Genomic DNA, 20,669 nt, shown 5'->3' with positions numbered 1-20,669 from the left:
CTATGAGCTGGATTGAAGTTAAGTTACTGGTCGGTAACTTAACCTAAGTTACTATTGGGTAACTTACTACAGGGAGGCTCTCCGTGACCACTCTCGACTGGGCTCGGCTGATCATCGGCCTGCTGGCTACCGCCGTTGTGTTGCTGTTTGCCGCACGGCGCGTTCAGTTCCTGTACCAGCTGATCCGGTCGGGCCAGCCGGTCGGCGACGAGAGCGGCCGCAAAGACGACATCCCCGCCCGGATCAAGGCTCAGTTCACCGAAGTCTTCGGACAAAAGAAGCTGCTGAAGTGGTCCATCCCGGGCCTCGCGCATTTCTTCACCATGTGGGGCTTCTTCATTCTCGCGACGGTGTATCTCGAGGCCTACGGCGTTCTGTTCAATCCCGAATTCCATATTCCGTTGGTCGGCCGGTGGAATGCGCTCGGCTTCCTGCAGGACTTCTTCGCCGCCGCGGTACTGCTCGGCATCATCGTGTTCACGATCATCCGGTTGCGCTCTGAGCCCAAGGAGTACGGCCGCTCGTCCCGCTTCTACGGTTCGCACACCGGCGGTGCCTGGCTGATTCTGTTCATGATCTTCCTGGTCATCCTGACCTTCGCATTCTTCCGCGGCGCCTCGGTCAACGCGCTCGGCGAGGCCTTCCCCTACGGCTGGGGCGCGTTCTTCTCCCACGGGATGGCCGCCCTGCTGGCGCCGCTCGGCACCACCGCCAACGTGTGGATCGAGACCATCTCGCTGCTCGCCCACATCGGCGTCATGCTGGCGTTCCTGCTGATCGTGCTGCACTCCAAGCACCTGCACATCGGCCTGGCCCCGATCAACGTCACGTTCAAGCGCCTGCCCAACGGCCTCGGCCCGCTGCTGCCCGTCGAGTACAAGGGCGAACCGATCAACTTCGAGGATCCCGCCGAGGATGCCGTGCTCGGTCGCGGCAAGATCGAGGACTTCACCTGGAAGGGCTACCTCGACTTCACCACCTGTACCGAGTGTGGTCGCTGCCAGTCGCAGTGCCCGGCGTGGAACACCGGAAAGCCTTTGTCGCCCAAGCTCGTGATCATGAACCTGCGCGACCACCTGTTCGCGAAGGCGCCGTACATCCTGGGCCAGAAGGAAAGCCCGCTGGAGAACACCCCCGAAGGTGGCTTGGGCGAAGAGCTGCGCGGTGAAAAGCACGACGAGCATCACGCTGTTCCGGAATCCGGCTTCGAGCGGGTGCTGGGCTCCGGCCCCGCGCAGGCAACCCGTCCGCTGGTGGGCACCGCCGAACAGCTCGGCGTGATCGACCCCGACGTGCTGTGGTCATGCACGACCTGCGGTGCCTGCGTCGAGCAGTGCCCGGTGGACATTGAGCACATCGACCACATCGTCGACATGCGCCGCTACCAGGTGATGATGGAGTCGGAGTTCCCCGGCGAGCTGGGTGTGCTCTACAAAAACCTTGAGGCCAAGGGCAATCCGTGGGGCCAGAACGCCAAGGAGCGCCTCACCTGGATCGACGAGGTCGAGTTCGACGTCCCGGTCTACGGCAAGGACGTCGAGTCCTTCGCCGGCTTCGAGTACCTGTTCTGGGTCGGCTGCGCCGGCGCCTACGAGGACCGCGCCAAGAAGACCACCAAGGCGGTCGCCGAACTGCTGGCCACCGCGGGCGTCAAGTTCCTGGTGCTCGGCGACGGCGAGACCTGCAACGGCGACTCGGCCCGTCGCTCGGGCAACGAGTTCCTGTTCCAGCAGCTGGCCGCGCAGAACGTCGAAACCCTCAACGATCTGTTCGAGGGCGTCGAGCGGGTCGACCGCAAGATCGTCGTGACCTGCCCGCACTGCTTCAACACGCTGGGCCGCGAGTACCCCCAGGTCGGCGGCAGCTACACCGTCGTCCACCACACCCAGCTGCTCAACCGCCTGGTGCGCGACAAGAAGCTGGTGCCGGTCAAGGCCGTCGACGGCGGCGCCAATGTCACCTACCACGACCCGTGCTACCTGGGCCGACACAACAAGGTCTACGACGCACCGCGTGAGCTGATCGACGCCTCGGGCGTGACGCTGAAGGAAATGCCTCGGCACGCCGACCGTGGCCTGTGCTGCGGTGCCGGTGGCGCGCGGATGTGGATGGAAGAGCACATCGGCAAGCGCGTGAACCATGAGCGCGTTGACGAGGCGCTGACGTTGGATCCGGCCAAGATCGCCACCGGCTGCCCGTTCTGCCGCGTGATGATCACCGACGGTGTCGGCGACCGGGAGAAGGCCGACGAGGTCGAGGTGCTCGACGTCGCGCAGCTGCTGCTGGGCTCGCTGGATCTGAGCACGGTCACGCTGCCGGCGAAGGGCACCGCCGCCCGCGAGGCGGAAGCCGCTGCTGCGGCTGCACCGGCTGAGGCGCCCGCCGCGCCGAAGGCCGAGCCCGAGGCACCCGCTGCCGAGGCCGCCGCGGCCGCGCCGTCGGCGCCGGCCAAGGAGGCCGCGCCGGTCAAGGGTCTGGGTATCGCCGGCGGAGCCAAGCGCCCCGGCGCCAAGAAGGCTTCCGCTGAAGCACCCGCCGAGGCGCCTGCTGCCGAGGCACCGGCCGCCGCACCGGCGAAGGGTCTGGGCATCGCCGCGGGCGCCAAGCGCCCGGGTGCGAAGAAGGCCGCCGCACCGGCGGCCGAGGCACCGGCCGCTGCTCCCGCCGCGGAGGCACCCGCTGCCGAAGCACCCGTCAAGGGACTCGGCATCGCCGCGGGCGCCAAGCGGCCCGGCGCCAAGAAGGCCGCCGCCGCTCCTGCGGAGACGCCGAAGGCGGAGGCCGCGACGGACAGCCAGCCGGCCAACGTCGACCCGGACAAGGCCGAGACGGTCGAACCGGCCAAGGCCGAACCGCCGGTCAAGGGTCTCGGCATCGCTGCCGGTGCCCGTCGACCCGGCGCCAAGAAGGCCCCGGCAGCGGCACCGGCTGAAGCCGCCGCACCGGCACCCGAGCCCGCCGCTGCGGCCGAGCCGAAGGCCGAGGAGCCCAAGGCTGAGGCACCCAAGGCTGAAGAGCCCAAGGCCGATGCACCCCCGGTCAAGGGCCTCGGCATCGCCAAGGGCGCACGGCCACCAGGCAAGCGCTAACCCGAAACCCCTTGCGAGGCTGTAGTTATCGACACCGCCACTCGCGCTTTGTGTCGATAGCTACAGCTTCGGTGCCTCTATCTCCGGTGACTGACGCCGGCCGCGTGAGCAACGGTCTTTGGATGTGTCGCTGAGCCCGAATGTGTTGCGGGCACGGTCTTGACAGTGCCGTGACTGGCAGCGGCCGTAGGGATCTTGAGGCCTTGCGCCGCAGCGGCGAGCGCCAGCCGGGTGAAGAGATTGATCCCGGGGGCGAATTGGGTGACGGTGGCCCCGAATTGGTTGAAAGCACCGGCGATTGCGAGGGGACCCGCACCCGCCTGCACCAGATTGCCGGAACCCCCGACGTTGAACGCGAAGCTGGCGTAGCTCCGATTGCTGGTGCCGACGCTCGCGCGAACCGCGTTGCTGGTCCCACCCACGTTGATGGCCACGTTGCCGAGTCCGATCGCCCGCACATCTTGTCCGGCGCCACTACCGAAGAGGTTGACGGACAGATTGCCCACGCCCTCCGCGACACTCACATTGTTCGTGGGAGACAGGCTCAGATTGATCGCGAAATTGGCGACGGGCAGATACGAGGGCAGCCCTATCGAGGCCAAGGCCGACACGCTCTGTCCGGCTGCCAGGGCACCCGTCACAGCGCCCCCGGCTTCCGCGAGCGTGTCAACGCCCAAGGCGGTCGCCATGTTGAGGAAATTCGTGCCAGTGCTCGGGACGGACGCGATGGAGTTGGTACCGATGGCGAACGCGGCGCCGAGCACCCCTTCCGCGTAGGCCTGCGCGCCGGCGCCGACCGCGATCGCGATGCTCGTCGGGCTACTCGCGCATCCTCCGCCGTGGTTGAAGCCGAAGAACGAGGCACATGTCGCGTTGGCAGTGGGCGCCATACCGCACGCCGCGACCGTCACCGCCCCCGACGCCAGCACGCTCAGTAATGCCCCACCGGTGGTCCGCATCTGGCTCATCGTGTCCCCCCGCTCGTAGGTATGTGAGCGGGAAGCTACACCGGCACGGCACCGTTGCAGGGCATTCGACCTGTTATTTACCTGTGAGTCAATGCGGTCAGGCGGAGCTGACGGAGTCCGGTTCGGTCAGCCGACCTTGATCAGCTGGAACGGCGCCTGGGTGATCTGGCCGCCCGGGCAGTCACCGTTGGAGTCGGCGGTCAGCGTGCCCGTCATGGTCGCGGCGTTGACCGAGTAGGCGATGCGGACGGGCGCGTAGCTGCCGTCGTCGCACACGACGCCGTCCGGCTTGGTCACGGTGAAGTTCCACCGGCCGTCGGTGAAGGTGGCGACGCTGGTCCAGCCGACGGTGCTGGTGAGGTTGGCGGTACAGCCGTTGACGGCCACCGGGCAGCTCGACGAGGCCGTCACCACCGCCCCATCGTCTCCACCGCGGACGGCGTAGGTGCCATTTATCAGTGTCGGATCGGCAGACGCAGAAGCAGCAAAGCCCATGGCGGTAACCGCTGCTGCCGCAGCAGCAGTCGTCAGAGAGCGTGTGATCTTCACATAAATCCCTTTGCGCCGTAGTGACGACCCAAATTAGCAGTCAGTTCGTCGGTCGATCACCCATGCTGTACAGCGAAATCACAGTTGTATCCGAGGCGTCCCACAATTGCATTCGAACCGTGACTTCTGATGTCACAGCAAAGACACAAAACGGCGCGAGGGAAACCAGGTTGCGCCGGAATGGGAGAATCTTCTGCGTGAGTACCCACCAGTTACCGTGGCATGGCACCAGCCAACATCCCCGGCAACGTACGTTCACGCAGTCGACGAAGCTGCAGGACGTTCTGTACGAGATCCGCGGCCCGATCCACGAGCACGCCAACCGGCTCGAGAACGAGGGTCACCGCATCCTCAAGCTCAACATCGGCAATCCCGCGCCGTTCGGCTTCGAGGCGCCCGACGTGATCATGCGCGACATGATCGCCGCGCTGCCCGACGCACAGGGCTACTCCGATTCCAAAGGCATCCCCAGCGCCCGTCGCGCGGTGTTCACCCGCTACGAATTGGTCGAGGGCTTCCCCCGCTTCGACATCGACGACGTCTACCTCGGCAACGGCGTCTCTGAGCTCATCACGATGACGCTGCAGGCGCTGCTCGACAACGGTGATCAGGTCCTCATTCCCGCACCGGACTATCCGCTGTGGACGGCGTCGACCGCGCTCGCTGGCGGCACCCCGGTGCACTACCTGTGCGACGAGACCAACGGCTGGATGCCCGACGTCGCCGACCTGGAGTCCAAGATCACCGACCGCACCAAGGCACTCGTCGTGATCAACCCGAACAACCCGACCGGCGCGGTATACAGTCGCGAAATCCTCGAGCAGATGGTCGAATTGGCGCGTAAGCACCAACTGCTGCTGCTCGCCGACGAGATCTACGACAAGATTCTCTACGACGATGCCAAGCACATCAGCTTGGCCACCTTGGCGCCGGACCTGCTGACACTGACCTTCAACGGACTGTCCAAGGCCTACCGGGTGGCGGGCTATCGGTCGGGCTGGCTGATCATCACCGGACCCAAAGAACACGCCAGCAGCTTCATCGAAGGCATCAGCCTGCTGGCCAACATGCGACTGTGCCCCAATGTGCCTGCGCAGCATGCTATTCAGGTCGCCCTGGGCGGACACCAGAGCATCGAAGACCTGGTTCTGCCGGGTGGCCGGCTGCTCGAGCAACGCGACGTCGCCTGGACCAAACTCAACGAGATCCCCGGGGTGTCCTGCGTGAAGCCCACCGGTGCGCTGTATGCGTTCCCGCGGCTCGACCCCGAGGTGCACGACATCCGCGATGACGAACAGTTGGTGCTGGATCTGCTTCTGCAGGAGAAGATTCTGGTCACCCAGGGCACCGGCTTCAACTGGCCGGCGCCCGATCACCTGCGGATCGTGACGCTGCCCTGGGCACGAGATCTCAGCAGCGCCATCGAACGGTTAGGCAACTTTCTGTCCAGCTACCGGCAGTAGCTCTCGCCGGCGCCGGTTGCGCAGTTTGGCCGTCGCAAGCTGAAATACAAACGCGGGGTGCAGAAGTCGAGACTGCGGGTCGAGGAAGTTGTTGACCCGGAAGAACTTTTCGGCGACGACGGCGTCATAGGAACAGACGCCGAGCACCCAATCGGCGACCCGGTTCGTCGCTCGTGTCGCAAGTGTGCGGCGGCCCTCGACCTCCGGGAAGCCAGATCGTTGCCCGCCGACATTCGCCATGCCACCGCAATGGATTTCGCGGCCGTGCGAAAGTAGCGCCGCGGCAGATCGTCGGCACCCGAGCGCAGACAATCGCGTAGGGCCAGTGCGTCCAGCGCGCCCACCGTCATCCCTTGCCCGTAGACGGGGTTGAAGCTGCAGATCGCGTCCCCGCACACCACAAGACCGGCCGGGAGTCGCTGCAACTTGTCGTAACGCCGCCATTGACTCCACGGCATGCGGTGGCGAACTACCTCCCCCAGCGGTTCACCTGCCCGTGCCGCAGCCCAAACATGTTGCGGTGCATAGCCGTGAGCGAAGTCCAACATACCTGCCCGGTCGCATGGCGGCTCGTTGCCCAGCATGCCCCAGACGGTGAGCATCCACTGGTTGTTCTCGTAGCTCGACAGGAACAGCCCGGTGGGGCGGCCGGGGGCGGCGCCGATCACGACCACCTGCTCGACAAGGCCGGGCGGGATGCGCAACAGCTGACTGCAGTATGTGGTGTGCACGACGATGTGGTCCTCGGTCGGCCGTTGGTATCCCAGCCCTTCGAGGAACGCCGGCGTCCGCGAGCCGCGGCCCATCGCATCGACTACCAGGTCACCCATCAACCGCTGCTCGCAACCGCCGGCGTGACTGGCCAGGTGCACACCGGTCACCTGGGTCCGGTCCGGCGTCGCGATCAGGTCCACGACGTCATGGCCCTCCAGAATCGTCACATTGGGGACGGCCCGGAGCCGGCGCCGGACGTGATACTCGAGAAACGGCCGACTGGACAAGTACATCGCCGCTTCGGGCCGCTTCGAGACGCCGGACCGAACCACCGTGTGGCCGCCGATCGACACGAAGATCTTCGAGAAGTCACCGTCGTCGAGCGAGACTCCGCCGGCGTCGACGAGCTCGCGCAGGAAACCCGGGAACAGCTCGTCGATGATCTGGCCGCCGCGGCCCAGCAGGGCGTGGACGTGCCGGCCCTGCGGTATGCCGCGCCGGTTGACCGGTTCGTCAGGCAGGTCGTCGCGGTCGACCACGGTCACGGTTCGATAGAAATCACTCAGTACCTTCGCGGCCAGCAAGCCACTCATGCTGGCACCGAGAACAATCGCGTGATCCCCGACAACGGCCATCCGCTCCTCCTTGATCCTGGTGGGTTGAGCATGCGGCGGATCGGAGGAGCCGCTTAGCGTAGTCGGCTACTTAAATCTCCAGTGAACGCCTCTACCCTGTCCGGGTGGCGCATTCGCATTCGCACACCGGCCCGGCACCGCTGAGCCCGCCGGCCGCCCGCATCGTGGTGGTCGCGCTGGCCGTGATCGGCCTGACAGTGGTGATCGCCGCGGTGCTGTTGTGGCCGAGTGGCGCACGAGTCGACATTCCGCTGCCGTTCCAGAACGGGGCGGGCGGGGCGGTCACCACCGAAGGCGGGCACGTCGTGTCCAGCAGCCTCGCCGACTGCAGCAGCCCGTCAGCAGGTCAGGTCCTCACCGCGGCGCCGGCCCCGGGAATCGCCGGCAGCGGCAGCTGCGTGCAGACGGTGGTGGCCATCGACAGCGGCCCCAACCGGGGTGCGTCCACGATGCTGGAGTTCTCTCCCGGCCCCGGTCAACCAAACCTGGTGGCGGGCGATTCAATTCGGATCTTCCGCCAGGTCGACCAGCAAGGCACCACCAGCTACGCGTTCTACGACTATGAGCGCACCTGGCCGTTGATCGCCTTGGCGGCGGCGTTCGCGATCGTCATTGTGGCGGTCGCGCGCTGGCGCGGACTGCGCGCGCTGGTCGGAATCGTCGTCGCCTTCGTGGTTCTGGTCGTCTTCCTGCTTCCGGCACTGCGGGACGGCGCCCCGGCGGTGCCGTTGGCCTTGGTCGCGTCCGCGGCGATCCTCTATGCCGTCATCTACCTGGCGCACGGAGTCAGCCTCCGCACCAGCGCCGCCCTGCTGGGCACACTGACCGCGATGCTGTTGGCAGGCGGGTTGTCCTGGGCTGCAATCGAACTCGCACACCTAACTGGACTGTCGGAAGACCAGAACAACGAAGTCGCCGCCTACATGGGTCATGTGTCCATCCAGGGCTTGCTGCTGGCCGGGTTCATCATCGGCTCGCTGGGTGTGCTCAATGACGTGACGATCACCCAGGCGTCGGCGGTGTTCGAGCTGGCCCATGCCGGGCACGGCTCGCGCAAGCAGATCTTCGTGAGCGCCATGCGGATCGGCAGCGACCATATCGCCAGCACGGTGTACACCCTGGTGCTGGCGTACGCCGGCAGCTCGCTGCCGCTCCTGCTGCTGTTCAGTGTGGCCAACCGCTCGCTGTCCGATGTGCTGACCAGTGAGAGCGTGGCCATTGAGATCGCGCGTTCGGCGGTAGGCGGTATCGCTCTGGCCCTGTCGGTTCCGCTGACCACCGCGATCGCCGCCGTGCTGGCTACCCCTGGTCCAGCAGCTTCATCAGATAGCCGCCATAGCCCGACTTGACCAGCGCCGCCGCGCGCTTGGCCAGCTGCTCGTCGTCGATGAAGCCCATCCGCCAGGCGACCTCTTCGGGACAGGACACCTTGAGCCCTTGCCGGTATTCGATGGTGCGTACGAAATCGCTTGCGTCCAAGAGTGAATCGAAGGTTCCGGTGTCCAGCCAGGCGCTGCCGCGGGGCAGCACCTCGACCGTCAGCCGGCCCTGGTCCAGGTAGGTCTGGTTGACCTCGGTGATCTCCAGTTCACCGCGCGGCGACGGCCGCAGGCCGCGGGCGATCTCGATGACGTCGTTGTCGTAGAAATACAGCCCCGGCACCGCGTAACTGGACTTGGGGGTGGCCGGCTTCTCCTCCAACGACAGCGCGGTGCCGTCGTCGGCGAATTCGACGACACCGTACGCCGCCGGATCGGCGACCCGGTAGGCGAAGATCGCCGCCCCCTGGAGATCATGGAATCGGGTGAGGCTGGTTCCGACACCGGGTCCGTAGAAGATGTTGTCGCCCAACACAAGTGCGACAGGGCCGGTGCCGATGTGTTCGGCGCCGATCAGGAACGCCTGGGCCAGCCCGTCGGGCCGGTCCTGCACCGCGTAGCTGATGGCGATGCCGAACTGGGAGCCGTCGCCGAGCAACCGGTGAAACGCCGGGGCGTCATGCGCGGTGGTGATCACCAGGATGTCGCGGATGCCCGCCATCAACAACGTGGACAGCGGGTAGTAGATCATCGGCTTGTCGTAGACGGGCAGCAGCTGCTTGCTGACACCTTGGGTGATCGGATACAGCCGCGTCCCCGACCCGCCGGCCAGGATGATCCCGCGCAAGTTCAGACCTGCAGGTCGTTGTCGGACATGTCGGTGGCCGCGAGCGCCGAGGCCAGATCGTTGTGGCGGAACACCGAGGTGACGTGGTCGTGCACCACGCGGAAGGCCGCCGCCGTGGTCCGCACGTCGGACGGATCGGTGTTCGACGTCAACCGCTCCTGCACGACGACCACGCCGTCGCGGTAGTAAATCTGGCCCACCTCGACGGTCGCGGCCAAGCGCTGCGCCCAGTCCCGCAGCGCCGCGTGGCCCTGCGCCGCCCCCTCGGCGTCACCGATCTCGATGTCGTCACTGGACAGTGAGATCAAGGTGTCCAGGTCAGACGTGCTCAGTGCGTCATGCCAGGCCAGCACGGTGGCGATCTCTGAAGTGCTCATTTCGCTCAAACTACCGGGCTAAAACGGTGTGCGTGCCAGCCAGGTGTCCCAGACACCCGAGTCGCCGAAGATTTCCACGCCTTCTTCTGCTGCGCTGCGTCGACGTACGACGGCCAGCAGCAGGTCACGTGCCGGCCCCCGCAGCGCGACCGTGGCTTTGCCGTGTCCCTGCTCGACGGCGATGCCGTCGGGACGTCCGAGGATGGTCCACTCCCCCGCCTCGCCGAGGCCGGAATCAGTGGCGTGCAGGTGGATCGAGTGTTCGTCGGCCACCGGCCGGTCGCCGCCGGCCGGGCCCTCTTCGTCAGCCTGGATCTCGACGCGCTCCAGCCATTCGGTGATGGCGTCGGCGGCCAGCGCGGGATCGACGTCGTAGTCGACGCCCAACGCGATCGCGGCGTCGGCCCGATGAACGACGACCTCGTGCAGGCGCCGCCGAATCCACCACGAGGCGGGCCGCGGGCCCAGGAACGTCCACACCGCGGTGTCAGCGCCGGTGGCGGCGACGGCGTCGATGAGTTGACGCGGACCGGCTTGCAGCCACGCGATCTCGTTGTCCCGGCCTGCCGGGGGCTTACCACCCTCGACGGTGCGCGGGTCGATGAAGTCCATCGACTGCTCGGCGACAATCTGCGCGCACCAGCGGTCACCACGCCCGACGTGCCGCATCAGCTGCTCGAGCGTCCACTCCGGGCAGGTCGGCACCGGGATCGACAGGTCGGCATCACGCAGAAGGTCGGCGAACGCGGTGTTTTCGGCAATCAGGGCTGTTGCGAAGTCCACGACAGCGAACCTACGTCAACACCGGACGGCCCAACGCAAAAATCTTCCATCCCGCAGCGGTCCAGCGCGCGGCGTCCAGGCAATTGCGACCGTCGACAACAACTCTGGCCCGGACGGTCTGCGCCAGTTCGTCGGGATCGAGGTCGACGAACTCCTGCCATTCGGTGAGCACCAGCACCGCGTCGGCGCGATCGCAGGCCTCCAGTGCGGACGTCGAATAATTCAGCGTCGGGAACAGGCGCTGTGAATTCTCCATGGCTTTCGGGTCGTAGACGTTCACCGTGGCGCCGTTGAGTTGAAGCATCCCGGCGACGTTGAGCGCCGGGGAGTCCCGCACATCGTCGGATTCGGGCTTGAAGGCGGCGCCGAGCACCGCGACGTTGGCGCCAAGCAGCGATCCGCCGCATGCGGTGGTGGCCAGCTCGACCATTCGGGTGCGTCGGCGCATGTTGATGCTGTCGACCTCACGCAGGAACGTCAGCGCATGGTTGGCGCCGAGCTCGCCGGCCCGAGCCATGAAGGCGCGAATGTCCTTGGGTAGGCAACCGCCGCCAAAACCCAAGCCCGCGTTGAGGAATCGCCGCCCGATGCGCGGGTCGTAACCCAGTGCGTCGGCCAGGACCCGGACGTCGGCACCGGCGGCCTCACACACCTCGGAGATGGCGTTGATGAACGAGATCTTGGTGGCCAGGAAGGCATTGGCAGACACCTTGACCAATTCCGCGGTCTGCAGGTCGGTGAGCAAGAACGGCACATCCTCGGCGAGCAACGGCGCGTACATCTCCCGCAGCACCGCCTCCGCGCTCTTCGAATCAGGTTGCACACCAACGACAATGCGATCCGGGCGAAGGGTGTCCTGCACCGCGAAGCCCTCGCGGAGGAACTCCGGATTCCACGCGATCTCGACGTCCACGCCGTCCGGTGCCAGCGCTTGGGCGCGAGCGCTCAGTGCGGCAGCCGTGCCCACGGGAACCGTCGACTTGCCGACGATGACCGATGGCCGGGTCAGTCGCGGAACCAGTTCGTCGATAACAGCGTTGACGTGTCGCAGATCGGCACCGTACTCGCCCTTCTTCTGCGGAGTGCCGACGCCGAGGAAGTGCACGTCCGCGAAATCGGCTGCTACGTCATAATCAGTGGTGAACTGCAGACGACCCGCAGAAAGATTGTCCTGCAACATCTTCGCCAGTCCGGGCTCGTAGAACGGAATGTCGCCAGACGACAGTTTGGCAATCTTGCCTGGATCGATATCGATCCCGACGACGTCATGGCCGAGCTCGGCCATTCCGGCGGCGTGGGTCGCTCCTAGATAGCCCGTACCAAAAACAGTGCATCGCACACTGCCATCTATAGGCAGCCACAATGATGTGACTGCATCGCGACACTGAGCGCGAGGCTAACGCCGGGTGAACTCCGGCGTCAGTGCCCGAAACTGGGGAACGGCCACAGGGGACTCTGCGATCCCCCACCGCTGCGTGATCCACCCGAGCCGCTGGAACGCGAGCCGTCGGAGCCTTCAGACCCCGAGCTCGAGCCAGAACCGCTGCCCGAGCCGCTCCCGTAGCCACCCGAGCCTGAGCCGTAACCGCCTGAGCCTGAGCCTGAGCCACCCGCGGCCGGAGCCGGGTAGCTCGGCGCTTCCGTGACGGGCGCCGACGGCTGCGAAGGCTGCTGCGGCGTTGATGGCGTCGACGGGTACGACGGCTGCGTCGGCGGCGTCGAGGGATACGACGGGTAGTTCGGCGACGACGGATACGTCGGGTAGTCCCGCGGCCGCGGTGGCCGCAGGAACGGCGGCAACAGCGGCGGCGGCAACACGATCACCGGCGGCGGCAGGATCGGAGCCGGGATCACCGGCGCGATGGGCGCCGGCGCGGGAACCGGGGCTTCCGGGACGGGAGCGGGCGCCGCAGGAGCTGGCGCGGGTGCGGCCGGAGCCGGAGCCGGGGCTTGCGGGGCCGGCGTCACGAACACCGTCCGGGGCGCCTGCTGCACCACCGGGATCGGCTCCTGGATGGTGTCGGGCACCGACGGGGCCGACGGCGGAGCCGGCGGTGCGGCCTGCTGAACGGCAGGCGCGGCCGGCTGGCTGCTCGGCACGATCACGCTCTCGGCGGGGCTGGGCCGCTGATCGACGGTCGGGCGGATGCTGACCGCCAGCGAGATCACCAACGCGACGACACCAACCACGAAGATCGACGTCAGCGCGCTGCCCACCAGCAGGAACGGCTTACGCCCGGAATCGTCCGGAGCGAAGTCGAGCTCTTCGGCGGGGACGGCGTCGTAGCCGAGATCGCCATCCAGCTCATCCAGCACTTCGCTGTACCCGAGCGGGGCCATGTAACCGGCGGCGGCCATCTGGGTACCGGCTTCGGACATCTCGGTGCTGGCGCCTGCGGGGTACACGCCGGCGGCCGGGTAGATCTTGCCTGCGGTGGTGCCGTCGGGATCCTGGGCGTAGGCGAGCCCGACGGTCGAGGCGTCGTAGCGCGGGGCGGTCGCCGACGCCAGGGCGGCGCCGCGGGCAAGCGCGAGCTCGGCTTCGTCGGGAGCGTGCACGGGCAGCGTGGTGCCCAGCGAGAGTTGGGATTTCACCGCGGCCACGTCGACGCCGGAGCCGAGCACGAACACGCCCTGTGGAGGCTCGGCGATCGTCTCCAGGCCGGCGAGCATGCGCTGCAGTTCGGCCACCGCGTCCTGGGCGTGCAGGTGTTCGGTCTGCACCTTGACGATGTCGCCGGTGGCGGTGTCCACCACCGAGACGGTCGCGGTATCGCGCTCGAGGAACATCAGGGCCGTGCGGTCATAGCCGACGGTCTGGCCGACGGCTTGCGCGAGTGCACCGGCAGCGTGGAGCTCGGACACGAGGATGACGTCGTCGATCTTGCGCGCGGCGAGGGCGTCGCGCACGCCGGCTGCCGCGGCGTGGTCGGTCCAGGTGATACCGGTCGAAACCAAACGGTGCCCGCCTTCGGCCGCGCTTTCCCGGGTACCGAGAATCGCTGCGACCACCTGATCGGCCGCGGTTGCTGCACCGTCGCCGGTCTCGATGTCGAACGCGTCATGGTCGACGGTCACGCCGTCTGCCTTCTCGCCTTCGACCAGCACCATGCGCACCGCCGTCGGCGTCATGGACACACCAAGTGCGATGTCCACTACCCCTCCAAGGTTGTTTGCTGGATCTCCCCGACCCGCTGCTGCGCTCCACCTTGCTAGAGCCGCTTAACCGTAGAGTTCATCGCCGCAGGTAGCGGCGTTGTTACAGCCAAACGGATTAGCTGGTGGGTGGCGTGAGCCCCTGGAGTTTCGAGGTTACGCGCCCGCCTCGGACTGGAGGAAGTTCTGATACGAACGCGACGGCGTCGGGCCGCGTTGGCCCTGGTATTTGGAGCCGACGCTGGCGCTGCCGTAGGGGTTCTGGGCGGGGCTGGTCAGCCGCAGCAGGCACAGCTGGCCGATCTTCATGCCGGGCCACAGGGTGATCGGCAGGTTGGCGACGTTCGAGAGCTCGAGCGTGATGTGCCCGGAGAAACCGGGGTCGATGAAGCCCGCGGTGGAGTGGGTGAGCAGGCCGAGGCGGCCGAGCGACGACTTGCCTTCCAGACGCCCGGCGAGGTCGTCGGGCAGGGTGCAGCACTCCAGTGTCGAGCCGAGGACGAACTCGCCGGGATGTAGGACGAACGGTTCGCCATGTTGGGGTTCGACCAGGCTGGTGAGCTCGTCCTGCTGTTTGGCTGGGTCGATGTGGGTGTAGCGGGTGTTGTTGAAGACCCGGAATAGGCTGTCCAGCCGGACGTCCACGCTCGACGGCTGTACCAGGGCGTCGTCGAAAGGGTCGATGCCCAGTCGGCCGTCGTCGATGGCGGAACGAATATCACGATCGGAGAGCAGCACGCGAAGAGCGTATAGCCGCGCACCGGCGGTGGTGCGGTTGCTATCCTTCGTCAGCACGATTGCCGATGTAGTTCAATGGCAGAACATCAGCTTCCCAAGCTGAATACGCGGGTTCGATTCCCGTCATCGGCTCTCATCTGAGACCCCGTCCGAGCCGGCCGGGGCATGTCCGCAGCGACCTGCATCATGGAGCCATGTCCGATGCTGTGTCGTCGCTCGCGGCGGAGAAGTTCGTGTCGCTGGCGACGTGGAAGAAGAGCGGCGAGAAGGTGGCGAGCGCCATGTGGGTGGCGCGCGACGGCGACGTCCTGGTGTTCTGGACGCCCGTCGACAGTGGGAAAGTCAAACGCCTCCGTCGCGACAGCCGCGTCGAGCTGACACCCTGCGGACGGACCGGAAAGGTCGACGAGGGCGCGACGACTATCTGTGGCTCGGCAATCGTTGACGCCGATCCAGCGGAAACGGCCCGCGTCAAGCAACTCATCAAAGCCAAGTACGGCTTCGAGTTTCACGTGATCACGTTCCTCGAACGCATCATCGCTCGCGGCGCCAAGGACCGCGTGACGATTCGCGTCGCTGTGTAGGCCACGGCCAGCCACTACGGCAGGCAAAGGACTGAGTCGGCGGCCCCCGCGTCAGCTACGAGCAGCCAAGCTGCGTTCAACACTTGCCACCGCGACCGCGGCCAAGTCTGCCGCAAACACATCACGCGCCGTCGAGAAAGCCATCAAGGCAGTGCCGCGCAGGAGCCCGATGATCGCGACGGCCGCAGTCTGCGGATCGACGCCGGATCGGATGGAGCCGTCCTCGATGCCGTCGATGACATACTGCGCCAGCACTTCTCGGAACTGTGCATCGCGCTCAGCGAAAATCGGGGCCAGCGACGGTTCGGCGCCGGCGGATTCGGTCCACATTTTCAGAAACGCTTCCGAGCGGGGCGAGCGATCGCGCATGCCACCTAGATACGCGCCGACGAAGTCAGTCAGCCGGCTCAGCCCGGTCGCAGAGTCAGCGGGGACATCGAACGCCTGCGTGTACTTGATGAGCTCCTCGAGCAGCTGCGCCTTGCTGCCGAAATGATGGTGGACGATGCCGCGGCTGTAACCAGCCGCCTCACCGATCGCGGCCAATGACACAGCGCGCGAGCCATGAGCCGCAACCAGCGACGTGGCCGCTTGCAGCACGCGCTGGCGGGCTTCGTCCCGACGTTCGCCTTGCGTCCGGCGGACCGCTCCCGCCTCCTTCATGCCTGGTCAACCTCCCTACGACCGACCTTGTCGGTGCCCGCATGTAACTTGCGTGTTGTTCAGCAAGTAACTTACCAAGGGAGAAGTCATGTCTGTTCTCGACTCGGCCGCACTCGACCGTTTTGTCTCTGCCGATCCGAAGGCGCCAGTGGTGATGCTCAATCTCGTGCGGTTCGCGCCCGGCGGCGCCGACAAGTACACGGAGTACATCGAGCAGCTCACCAGTTCCGGCATCAAAGAGCGGTATGGAGTAACGGTCGTCTACGGCGGTGCCGGGCATCCGTCCCTGGTCGCCGCGGAAGGTGGCGACTGGGACCTGGTGGCGTTGTTCAGCTACCCCAGTCGGCGTCACTTCGTCGACATGGTCAACGATCCCGACTACCAAGCCTTCGAGCATCTGCGGGCGGAGGCCGTCGCCACCGCGGTTCTGCAGCCGACGACGCCCGCGCTCGAGCCTTAGTCAGTGCGTGAAGAGTTCGATGATCTGCACCTGAAGCTCACCGACCACACCGCCGAGGACCGCGCCGACCGCGATCATCAACGGCTCGTCGTCCTTGAACACCGGACGCAGGATCGACTCGTACTCCTCCTCGGTCAGCTGACTCATCTTGTCGATGACGACCTGCTCGAGGTTCAGCGCGTTCGCCGCATAATCCTGTGCCTGCAACAAGGTGTCCGGCAGCCGCTCCAACACCAGGGTGACGATGCGGTCCTTCAGTGCCCGGTACCGTTTGGTGCCGACTGTCAGTACGACCATCGGTCGCGCAACCCCGGTCTGCGCGTCGATCGCTGCGTCGATTTCCTTGGCCGCCAACGCGAAGAGCTTGTCCGAGCCCGGCCCTTTGATGATTGCGTCGAACATGAGCTCGGGTGAGAACAGATCCTCGGCCAGGATCTTGGCGTAGTCACGGGTGATCTTGTCCCGCTCGGCGTGCAGCAGGCCCTGAAAGGGGATGAATCCCAGGAACTTCCGCGGCCGCATCGGGCGGAAGAGCATGTTCAGCGCGATGTAGTCGCTGATGAAGCCGACCGCGAAACCGAACGCGGGCATGATCCATGGGTTCTTGAACAACGCCCACGCCACCATCTGGACCAGACCGATCACCAGACCGAAGTAGATGCCACTGCGCCGCACAAACGCCATGGCGTCGGTGGTGACGCTGCGCATCAGCTTGACGAGCTTCTCCTTGTTGCGCACCAGCGCCGTCACCGCCATGAAGTGCAGATCGAGGTAGCGCGGAAGGTCGGCCTTCATCTCGGTCAACATGTTCTCGACGATCTGGGGCGCCTGCTTGTGCATGCGCTCCTGGATCCCGCGTCGAGCGGATTCCGGTAACGCGTCCCACAGGCCGGGGCGAATCTCCTCGGCGAGGTCACGTGAGATGTCGTCGATCGCTTCGGCGAGGGGACCGCGCAGCGCGTCGACCGCTTCGTTGGGGTCGATGCGGTCCAGCAGCTCTTCGGGTTTCAGCAGATTGGCCGTCAGCAGATCGATGGTCTTCGAGCCCACCTTGCCCGCCCGCCGCGGCACGATGCCCTGCCATCCGAACGGACCCCACCCTCTGAATTCGATCGGGCGATAAAGCATTTCGAGTGCCACGATCTTCGTGCTCCACCCGACGAAGGCCGCGACGAACGGCATCGACAGGTACACCAGCCAGTAGGCGCTGAAGTCAGCCTTGATCTCGGTCCAACTCGAGAGGGCGAGCAGCGTATCCGGCGGAGCAGAGCTCACCGACCGATGTCCCCTGTGGCTGCGGCCCACAGCGACGCGCCAAGCGGCGACAGCGTCAGTGTCGACTTGTCGATCTTGGCGGTCAGCGGACCTCGCGACGCGCTCTTGATGGCCGCGAGCACCGCCGTCTCGGCCATCAGCACCTCGTACTCGGTGGCCAGCGCGGGGTCCTCAGGTCCCGCTTCGACGAGGCCTAGCGACAGTAGGTGGCTGACGTACTGCGGAACCATTTGCGGCAGAGCGACATTCGCGGTCCGACCGATGAGTGAGGCATGCTCCAACGCCGCACGGCCCGGAACACGTGGGCTGAGCCAGGTGTAGACGTTCACCATCGGTGACGACGATCCGTCGGACAGCGCACCCAGGATGCGAGCCTCGTCGGCGACAAGCTGATCGAGCAGGTGATGGTAGAGCTCGACCTCGCTTCCCCTGGTGTTCTGGTCAAGCGCGCGGTCCAGCAACCGGCTCATCTTCCCGTTGAGCGAGCTGGGGTCTGGCCGTGCTGCCTCCGACTCCGCCTCACGCGCGACATCCTCGACCTGCTCGGCAGGGTCGAGCGAATCGAGCCCGTGCCGGATGGCGCCGACGACCTGCTCCTCGGCCCAGCTGTACACGTCGAGACCCATCCGCGCGGCTCCGGCCGCCCGCCCGATCAGTCCACGAGGGTCGTATGAGAAAGCCATCCGCAAAAAATAGCCCGCCACGCGCCCCAGGAGATGGAGACCCGGACGATCACGATTCTGAATGAGGCCGCCTCACGTGCGCCTGGCCTCTCGCAGTGCGACGTAGACCAGCCAACCACTCACGCAGAGCAGTTGCAGCCGCTGAGCGACGCCCAGGGCGCTACCACGGTCGGTGCTGTCGAGGACGACGCCGACACAGGTCGACACTGTGGTTGCGGCAAGGCCGCCCAACAACCACAGTCCGAGTCGGTGTACGCGGGACGTAACGCGCTCCCGTGCATCGACGCACAAGAACGCAATCAGTGAAGTCAACGCCGCTGCAACGGCTAACACACTGCTTACGGTGTGCAGCTGATGTGAGAGGGGCACCGCGCCGGCCGCTTCTCGTGCAGCGCACACGGGATCGGCGTGCGGCGCACACGACATCGCCCACGCGCTGTCGAGCGCGGTGGCGACGGCGAACAGCGCCAGAGCCGCCCATGCCACGGCGGCCATCCGGCCGTGGACACGTCCGCCAGCCATGCTCACGATGACCCCAAAGCCGATCACAGCGGCCGTTGCGAAGTCTGCGGCACGCAACAGTCCACTCAACGGCTGATCGGTGGCGATGAGTTCGCTCACGTAGTCGCTTGTCTGCGGAGAGCCGAAGTCGAAGAATATCGTGATCACCCAGCTGCCGTACAGCACCGCGCCGATGAAGAACGCTGAGGCCGCAAGGCGGGCGGTTCGCCGCGATCGCCTCGCGGATTCGGTAGACAGTGAACCCGAGTCGATAGCGACGGCAGTGGCTCTACCGCGGTCGCCGTCGCTGTCGATGGTCTTCCCCTCGGTGGCTCGATACACGAGTGGCTCGATGCTAACCCGCTGAATCGCCTCGCCAAGGGGCTTTCGGGCTCGCACTCCGGAGCCGACGCGGGGTCGAACAGCGCATAATCCGTCGATGACGACGATCTCGCGCCTATCCAGAACGGACAAGCTGCTCTGCGGCATCTACGCGATCCTCGCGATTGCCGCGCTGGTATTCGCGTTCGGCAACACGATTGCCTACATGCTCAGCGAGGGCAACGGCGGCATCACCGGCTTCTTCGCGGCCGGGTACGTCAACTACGCGACCTCATCGCTGACCAACGATCTGTTGATCGTCGCGCTGGCGGCCACTGTCTTGATGATCGCCGAGGGCCGTCGCCTGGGAGTCCGCTACGTGTGGGCCTACGTCGCGGCCGGTTTCCTGATTGCCATCAGCGTTTCGTTCCCGTTTTTCCTGATCGCCAGGCAACTCAAGCTGGCCACGCGCGGGGGTACCGAGCCCTAGACAGCGGGCCTGAGCTGCTGCGAATCGGTCCAACAACCCACGTCCCGCCCCCGAATCTGCGACCGTGTCAATTACTGGGTCGCGTCAACGGAGGTCGGGGATATGAACACTCGGATTCTGCCGGTGTTGGCAGTGGGATTGCTGCTGACCGCGTGCGGCGGTGGCGGCGGCGAGGACAAGGCCGACTCTTCGGGCGGATCCGCCTCGTCTGCGACTCCAAAAGCCAACGGGCCCACGGACACTGCAGAGCCGGACGCCAGCGGCGGCAAGATGATCGTCACCTATGACGAGGCGACAAGTCCTGAGGCGCAGAACGGGAAAAAGCTATTGCAGGACAACAAAGTCCTCGAAGACCTCGCCGACGACATCAACCAATCGCTGAAACTACCCATCGACGTCCCGCTGCACGGCTCGCAGTGCGATCAGGCGAACGCCTTCTGGAGCCCCGACAAGAAGACCGTCACCATCTGTTACGAGGACGCGGACTTGGGCCAGAAGATCTTCACCAAGGCCGGCGACAAAGATCCGGTCGCATCGGCCATCGGTTCCGAGGATGCGACGTTCTATCACGAGGCCGGCCACATGACGATCAACCTCTACAACCTTCCGATCACCGGCAAGGAGGAGGACGCCGCCGACCAGCTGGCGGCCTACATCCTGCTGACCCCCGGCGACAACGGGAAGGTCGACTCGGAGTCGCTGAAAGCCATCACGAACTTCGCGCGGGCGTTCCAAGCATCTGCCTCGGCGCGCACCGAACTGGGTGCCGCCGACATGGCCGACGTCCACTCCCTGGACCAACAGCGCGTCTACAACCTGCAGTGCTGGATCTACGGGTCCAATCCCGAGGCCAACGCCGACATGATCACCGACGGCGGACTCCCCCAGGAACGCGCGCAGGGTTGCCCGGACGAATGGAAGCAGGTCAGCCACGCCTGGTCGACGCTGCTCGAGGACCACTGGAAGTAAGAACGAGTAGTGGTCTACTCCAATTGCGCTGATCAAGCCGTGTTGCTTGACGCCGCCGCCGATCCCGGCGCACTGTGTGAGGCAG

The 20,669-nt window shown here is 65.9% G+C and carries 20 protein-coding genes and 1 tRNA gene; 8 read left to right on the top strand and 13 right to left on the bottom strand.

Going from position 1 to position 20,669, the window contains the following annotated elements:
* Window positions 1–83 precede the first annotated feature (83 nt).
* Window positions 84–3,089 (top strand): heterodisulfide reductase-related iron-sulfur binding cluster, encoded by a 3,006-nt coding sequence (locus tag K0O64_RS02300; protein ID WP_220045982.1) that lies wholly within the window; start codon window positions 84–86, stop codon window positions 3,087–3,089.
* Window positions 3,090–3,166: 77 nt separating this feature from the next.
* Here the strand turns inward: K0O64_RS02300 and K0O64_RS02295 are convergent, their stop codons facing one another.
* Window positions 3,167–4,000 carry a hypothetical protein gene (locus tag K0O64_RS02295; protein WP_220045981.1) on the bottom strand — a complete coding sequence of 278 codons (834 nt, stop codon included), beginning with the start codon at window positions 3,998–4,000 and terminating at the stop codon, window positions 3,167–3,169.
* Window positions 4,001–4,183: 183 nt separating this feature from the next.
* Complete coding sequence (locus tag K0O64_RS02290) at window positions 4,184–4,552, bottom strand: hypothetical protein (protein ID WP_071947940.1); 369 nt, start codon at window positions 4,550–4,552, stop codon at window positions 4,184–4,186.
* Window positions 4,553–4,794: 242 nt separating this feature from the next.
* Here K0O64_RS02290 and K0O64_RS02285 point away from each other — a divergent pair, with 242 nt between their 5' ends.
* Window positions 4,795–6,069 carry a pyridoxal phosphate-dependent aminotransferase gene (locus K0O64_RS02285; RefSeq protein WP_096312657.1) on the top strand — a complete coding sequence of 425 codons (1,275 nt, stop codon included), beginning with the start codon at window positions 4,795–4,797 and terminating at the stop codon, window positions 6,067–6,069.
* Here K0O64_RS02285 and K0O64_RS02280 read toward each other — a convergent pair.
* On the bottom strand, window positions 6,057–7,418 hold the full coding sequence (locus K0O64_RS02280; RefSeq protein ID WP_220045980.1) for an FAD-dependent oxidoreductase: 1,362 nt from the start codon (window positions 7,416–7,418) through the stop codon (window positions 6,057–6,059). The two genes, K0O64_RS02285 and K0O64_RS02280, sit on opposite strands and share 13 nt — an antisense overlap.
* Window positions 7,419–7,522: 104 nt before the next feature.
* Between K0O64_RS02280 and K0O64_RS02275 the strand changes: the two genes are divergently transcribed.
* Window positions 7,523–8,767: a YibE/F family protein gene (locus K0O64_RS02275; RefSeq protein ID WP_220045979.1), complete on the top strand. Its 1,245-nt coding sequence runs from the start codon at window positions 7,523–7,525 to the stop codon at window positions 8,765–8,767.
* Here the strand turns inward: K0O64_RS02275 and rfbA are convergent.
* From rfbA to dcd, 6 genes are all read right to left on the bottom strand, one after another.
* On the bottom strand, window positions 8,718–9,584 hold the full coding sequence (gene rfbA / locus K0O64_RS02270) for a glucose-1-phosphate thymidylyltransferase RfbA (RefSeq protein ID WP_220045978.1): 867 nt from the start codon (window positions 9,582–9,584) through the stop codon (window positions 8,718–8,720). The genes K0O64_RS02275 and rfbA overlap by 50 nt on opposite strands.
* A 2-nt stretch (window positions 9,585–9,586) precedes the next feature.
* Complete coding sequence (locus tag K0O64_RS02265; RefSeq protein WP_071947945.1) at window positions 9,587–9,961, bottom strand: nuclear transport factor 2 family protein; 375 nt, start codon at window positions 9,959–9,961, stop codon at window positions 9,587–9,589.
* A gap of 18 nt (window positions 9,962–9,979) precedes the next feature.
* The gene (locus K0O64_RS02260) at window positions 9,980–10,744 is read right to left on the bottom strand and encodes a maleylpyruvate isomerase family mycothiol-dependent enzyme (RefSeq protein ID WP_220045977.1); all 765 of its coding nucleotides are present in this window, start codon (window positions 10,742–10,744) and stop codon (window positions 9,980–9,982) included.
* 10 nt (window positions 10,745–10,754) lie between these two features.
* The gene (locus K0O64_RS02255) at window positions 10,755–12,083 is read right to left on the bottom strand and encodes a UDP-glucose dehydrogenase family protein (RefSeq protein ID WP_220045976.1); all 1,329 of its coding nucleotides are present in this window, start codon (window positions 12,081–12,083) and stop codon (window positions 10,755–10,757) included.
* 80 nt (window positions 12,084–12,163) lie between these two features.
* Entirely contained in the window at window positions 12,164–13,900 is a 1,737-nt protein-coding gene (locus tag K0O64_RS02250) for a DUF7159 family protein (RefSeq protein ID WP_096309693.1), read from the bottom strand.
* 156 nt (window positions 13,901–14,056) lie between these two features.
* A complete protein-coding gene (gene dcd, locus K0O64_RS02245) occupies window positions 14,057–14,638 on the bottom strand; it encodes a dCTP deaminase (RefSeq protein ID WP_096312656.1) in 582 nt (193 codons plus the stop codon).
* Window positions 14,639–14,699: 61 nt separating this feature from the next.
* On the opposite strand from dcd, the gene K0O64_RS02240 reads away from it, so the two are divergent.
* Window positions 14,700–14,770: transfer RNA gene (locus K0O64_RS02240), tRNA-Gly, on the top strand.
* Window positions 14,771–14,832: 62 nt separating this feature from the next.
* On the top strand, window positions 14,833–15,222 hold the full coding sequence (locus tag K0O64_RS02235) for a PPOX class F420-dependent oxidoreductase (RefSeq protein ID WP_096309692.1): 390 nt from the start codon (window positions 14,833–14,835) through the stop codon (window positions 15,220–15,222).
* A gap of 51 nt (window positions 15,223–15,273) precedes the next feature.
* Here K0O64_RS02235 and K0O64_RS02230 read toward each other — a convergent pair whose 3' ends face one another.
* Window positions 15,274–15,885, bottom strand: coding sequence for a TetR/AcrR family transcriptional regulator (locus K0O64_RS02230; protein WP_096309691.1), 612 nt, complete (start codon window positions 15,883–15,885; stop codon window positions 15,274–15,276).
* Window positions 15,886–15,973: 88 nt separating this feature from the next.
* Between K0O64_RS02230 and K0O64_RS02225 the strand changes: the two genes are divergently transcribed.
* A complete protein-coding gene (locus K0O64_RS02225; RefSeq protein WP_096309690.1) occupies window positions 15,974–16,345 on the top strand; it encodes a DUF1330 domain-containing protein in 372 nt (123 codons plus the stop codon).
* On the opposite strand, the gene K0O64_RS02220 is transcribed toward K0O64_RS02225, so the two are convergent.
* The 3 genes from K0O64_RS02220 to K0O64_RS02210 all read right to left on the bottom strand — a co-directional run bounded on the left by K0O64_RS02220 (window position 16,346) and on the right by K0O64_RS02210 (window position 19,146).
* On the bottom strand, window positions 16,346–17,620 hold the full coding sequence (locus tag K0O64_RS02220) for a DUF445 domain-containing protein (RefSeq protein WP_096309689.1): 1,275 nt from the start codon (window positions 17,618–17,620) through the stop codon (window positions 16,346–16,348).
* Window positions 17,617–18,303, bottom strand: a complete 687-nt coding sequence (locus K0O64_RS02215; RefSeq protein WP_096312655.1) for an Abi-alpha family protein — start codon at window positions 18,301–18,303, stop codon at window positions 17,617–17,619. Before K0O64_RS02215 ends, K0O64_RS02220 begins: the two co-directional genes overlap by 4 nt.
* Before the next feature lie 72 nt (window positions 18,304–18,375).
* Window positions 18,376–19,146: a DUF998 domain-containing protein gene (locus tag K0O64_RS02210; protein WP_164519998.1), complete on the bottom strand. Its 771-nt coding sequence runs from the start codon at window positions 19,144–19,146 to the stop codon at window positions 18,376–18,378.
* Between the two features lie 97 nt (window positions 19,147–19,243).
* Here K0O64_RS02210 and K0O64_RS02205 point away from each other — a divergent pair, with 97 nt between their 5' ends.
* Window positions 19,244–19,615, top strand: coding sequence for a DUF2834 domain-containing protein (locus tag K0O64_RS02205; RefSeq protein ID WP_096309687.1), 372 nt, complete (start codon window positions 19,244–19,246; stop codon window positions 19,613–19,615).
* Between the two features lie 102 nt (window positions 19,616–19,717).
* On the top strand, window positions 19,718–20,584 hold the full coding sequence (locus tag K0O64_RS02200; protein WP_096309686.1) for a DUF4344 domain-containing metallopeptidase: 867 nt from the start codon (window positions 19,718–19,720) through the stop codon (window positions 20,582–20,584).
* Window positions 20,585–20,669: the final 85 nt, after the last annotated feature.

This window comes from Mycolicibacterium pallens, assembly GCF_019456675.1.
In the GTDB taxonomy this organism is placed as follows: Bacteria; Actinomycetota; Actinomycetes; order Mycobacteriales; family Mycobacteriaceae; genus Mycobacterium; species Mycobacterium crocinum.
This window is presented reverse-complemented; position numbering and strand designations above follow the sequence as displayed.

Excerpts from the sequence above, each read along its gene's own strand:
- K0O64_RS02290 (WP_071947940.1), bottom strand. The coding sequence starts at position 4,552 with ATGGGCTTTGCTGCTTCTGCGTCTGCCGATCCGACACTGATAAATGGC.
- K0O64_RS02280 (WP_220045980.1), bottom strand. The coding sequence starts at position 7,418 with ATGGCCGTTGTCGGGGATCACGCGATTGTTCTCGGTGCCAGCATGAGT.
- K0O64_RS02265 (WP_071947945.1), bottom strand. The coding sequence starts at position 9,961 with ATGAGCACTTCAGAGATCGCCACCGTGCTGGCCTGGCATGACGCACTG.
- K0O64_RS02235 (WP_096309692.1), top strand. The coding sequence starts at position 14,833 with ATGTCCGATGCTGTGTCGTCGCTCGCGGCGGAGAAGTTCGTGTCGCTG.
- K0O64_RS02230 (WP_096309691.1), bottom strand. The coding sequence starts at position 15,885 with ATGAAGGAGGCGGGAGCGGTCCGCCGGACGCAAGGCGAACGTCGGGAC.
- K0O64_RS02225 (WP_096309690.1), top strand. The coding sequence starts at position 15,974 with ATGTCTGTTCTCGACTCGGCCGCACTCGACCGTTTTGTCTCTGCCGAT.
- K0O64_RS02215 (WP_096312655.1), bottom strand. The coding sequence starts at position 18,303 with ATGGCTTTCTCATACGACCCTCGTGGACTGATCGGGCGGGCGGCCGGA.
- K0O64_RS02205 (WP_096309687.1), top strand. The coding sequence starts at position 19,244 with ATGACGACGATCTCGCGCCTATCCAGAACGGACAAGCTGCTCTGCGGC.
- K0O64_RS02200 (WP_096309686.1), top strand. The coding sequence starts at position 19,718 with ATGAACACTCGGATTCTGCCGGTGTTGGCAGTGGGATTGCTGCTGACC.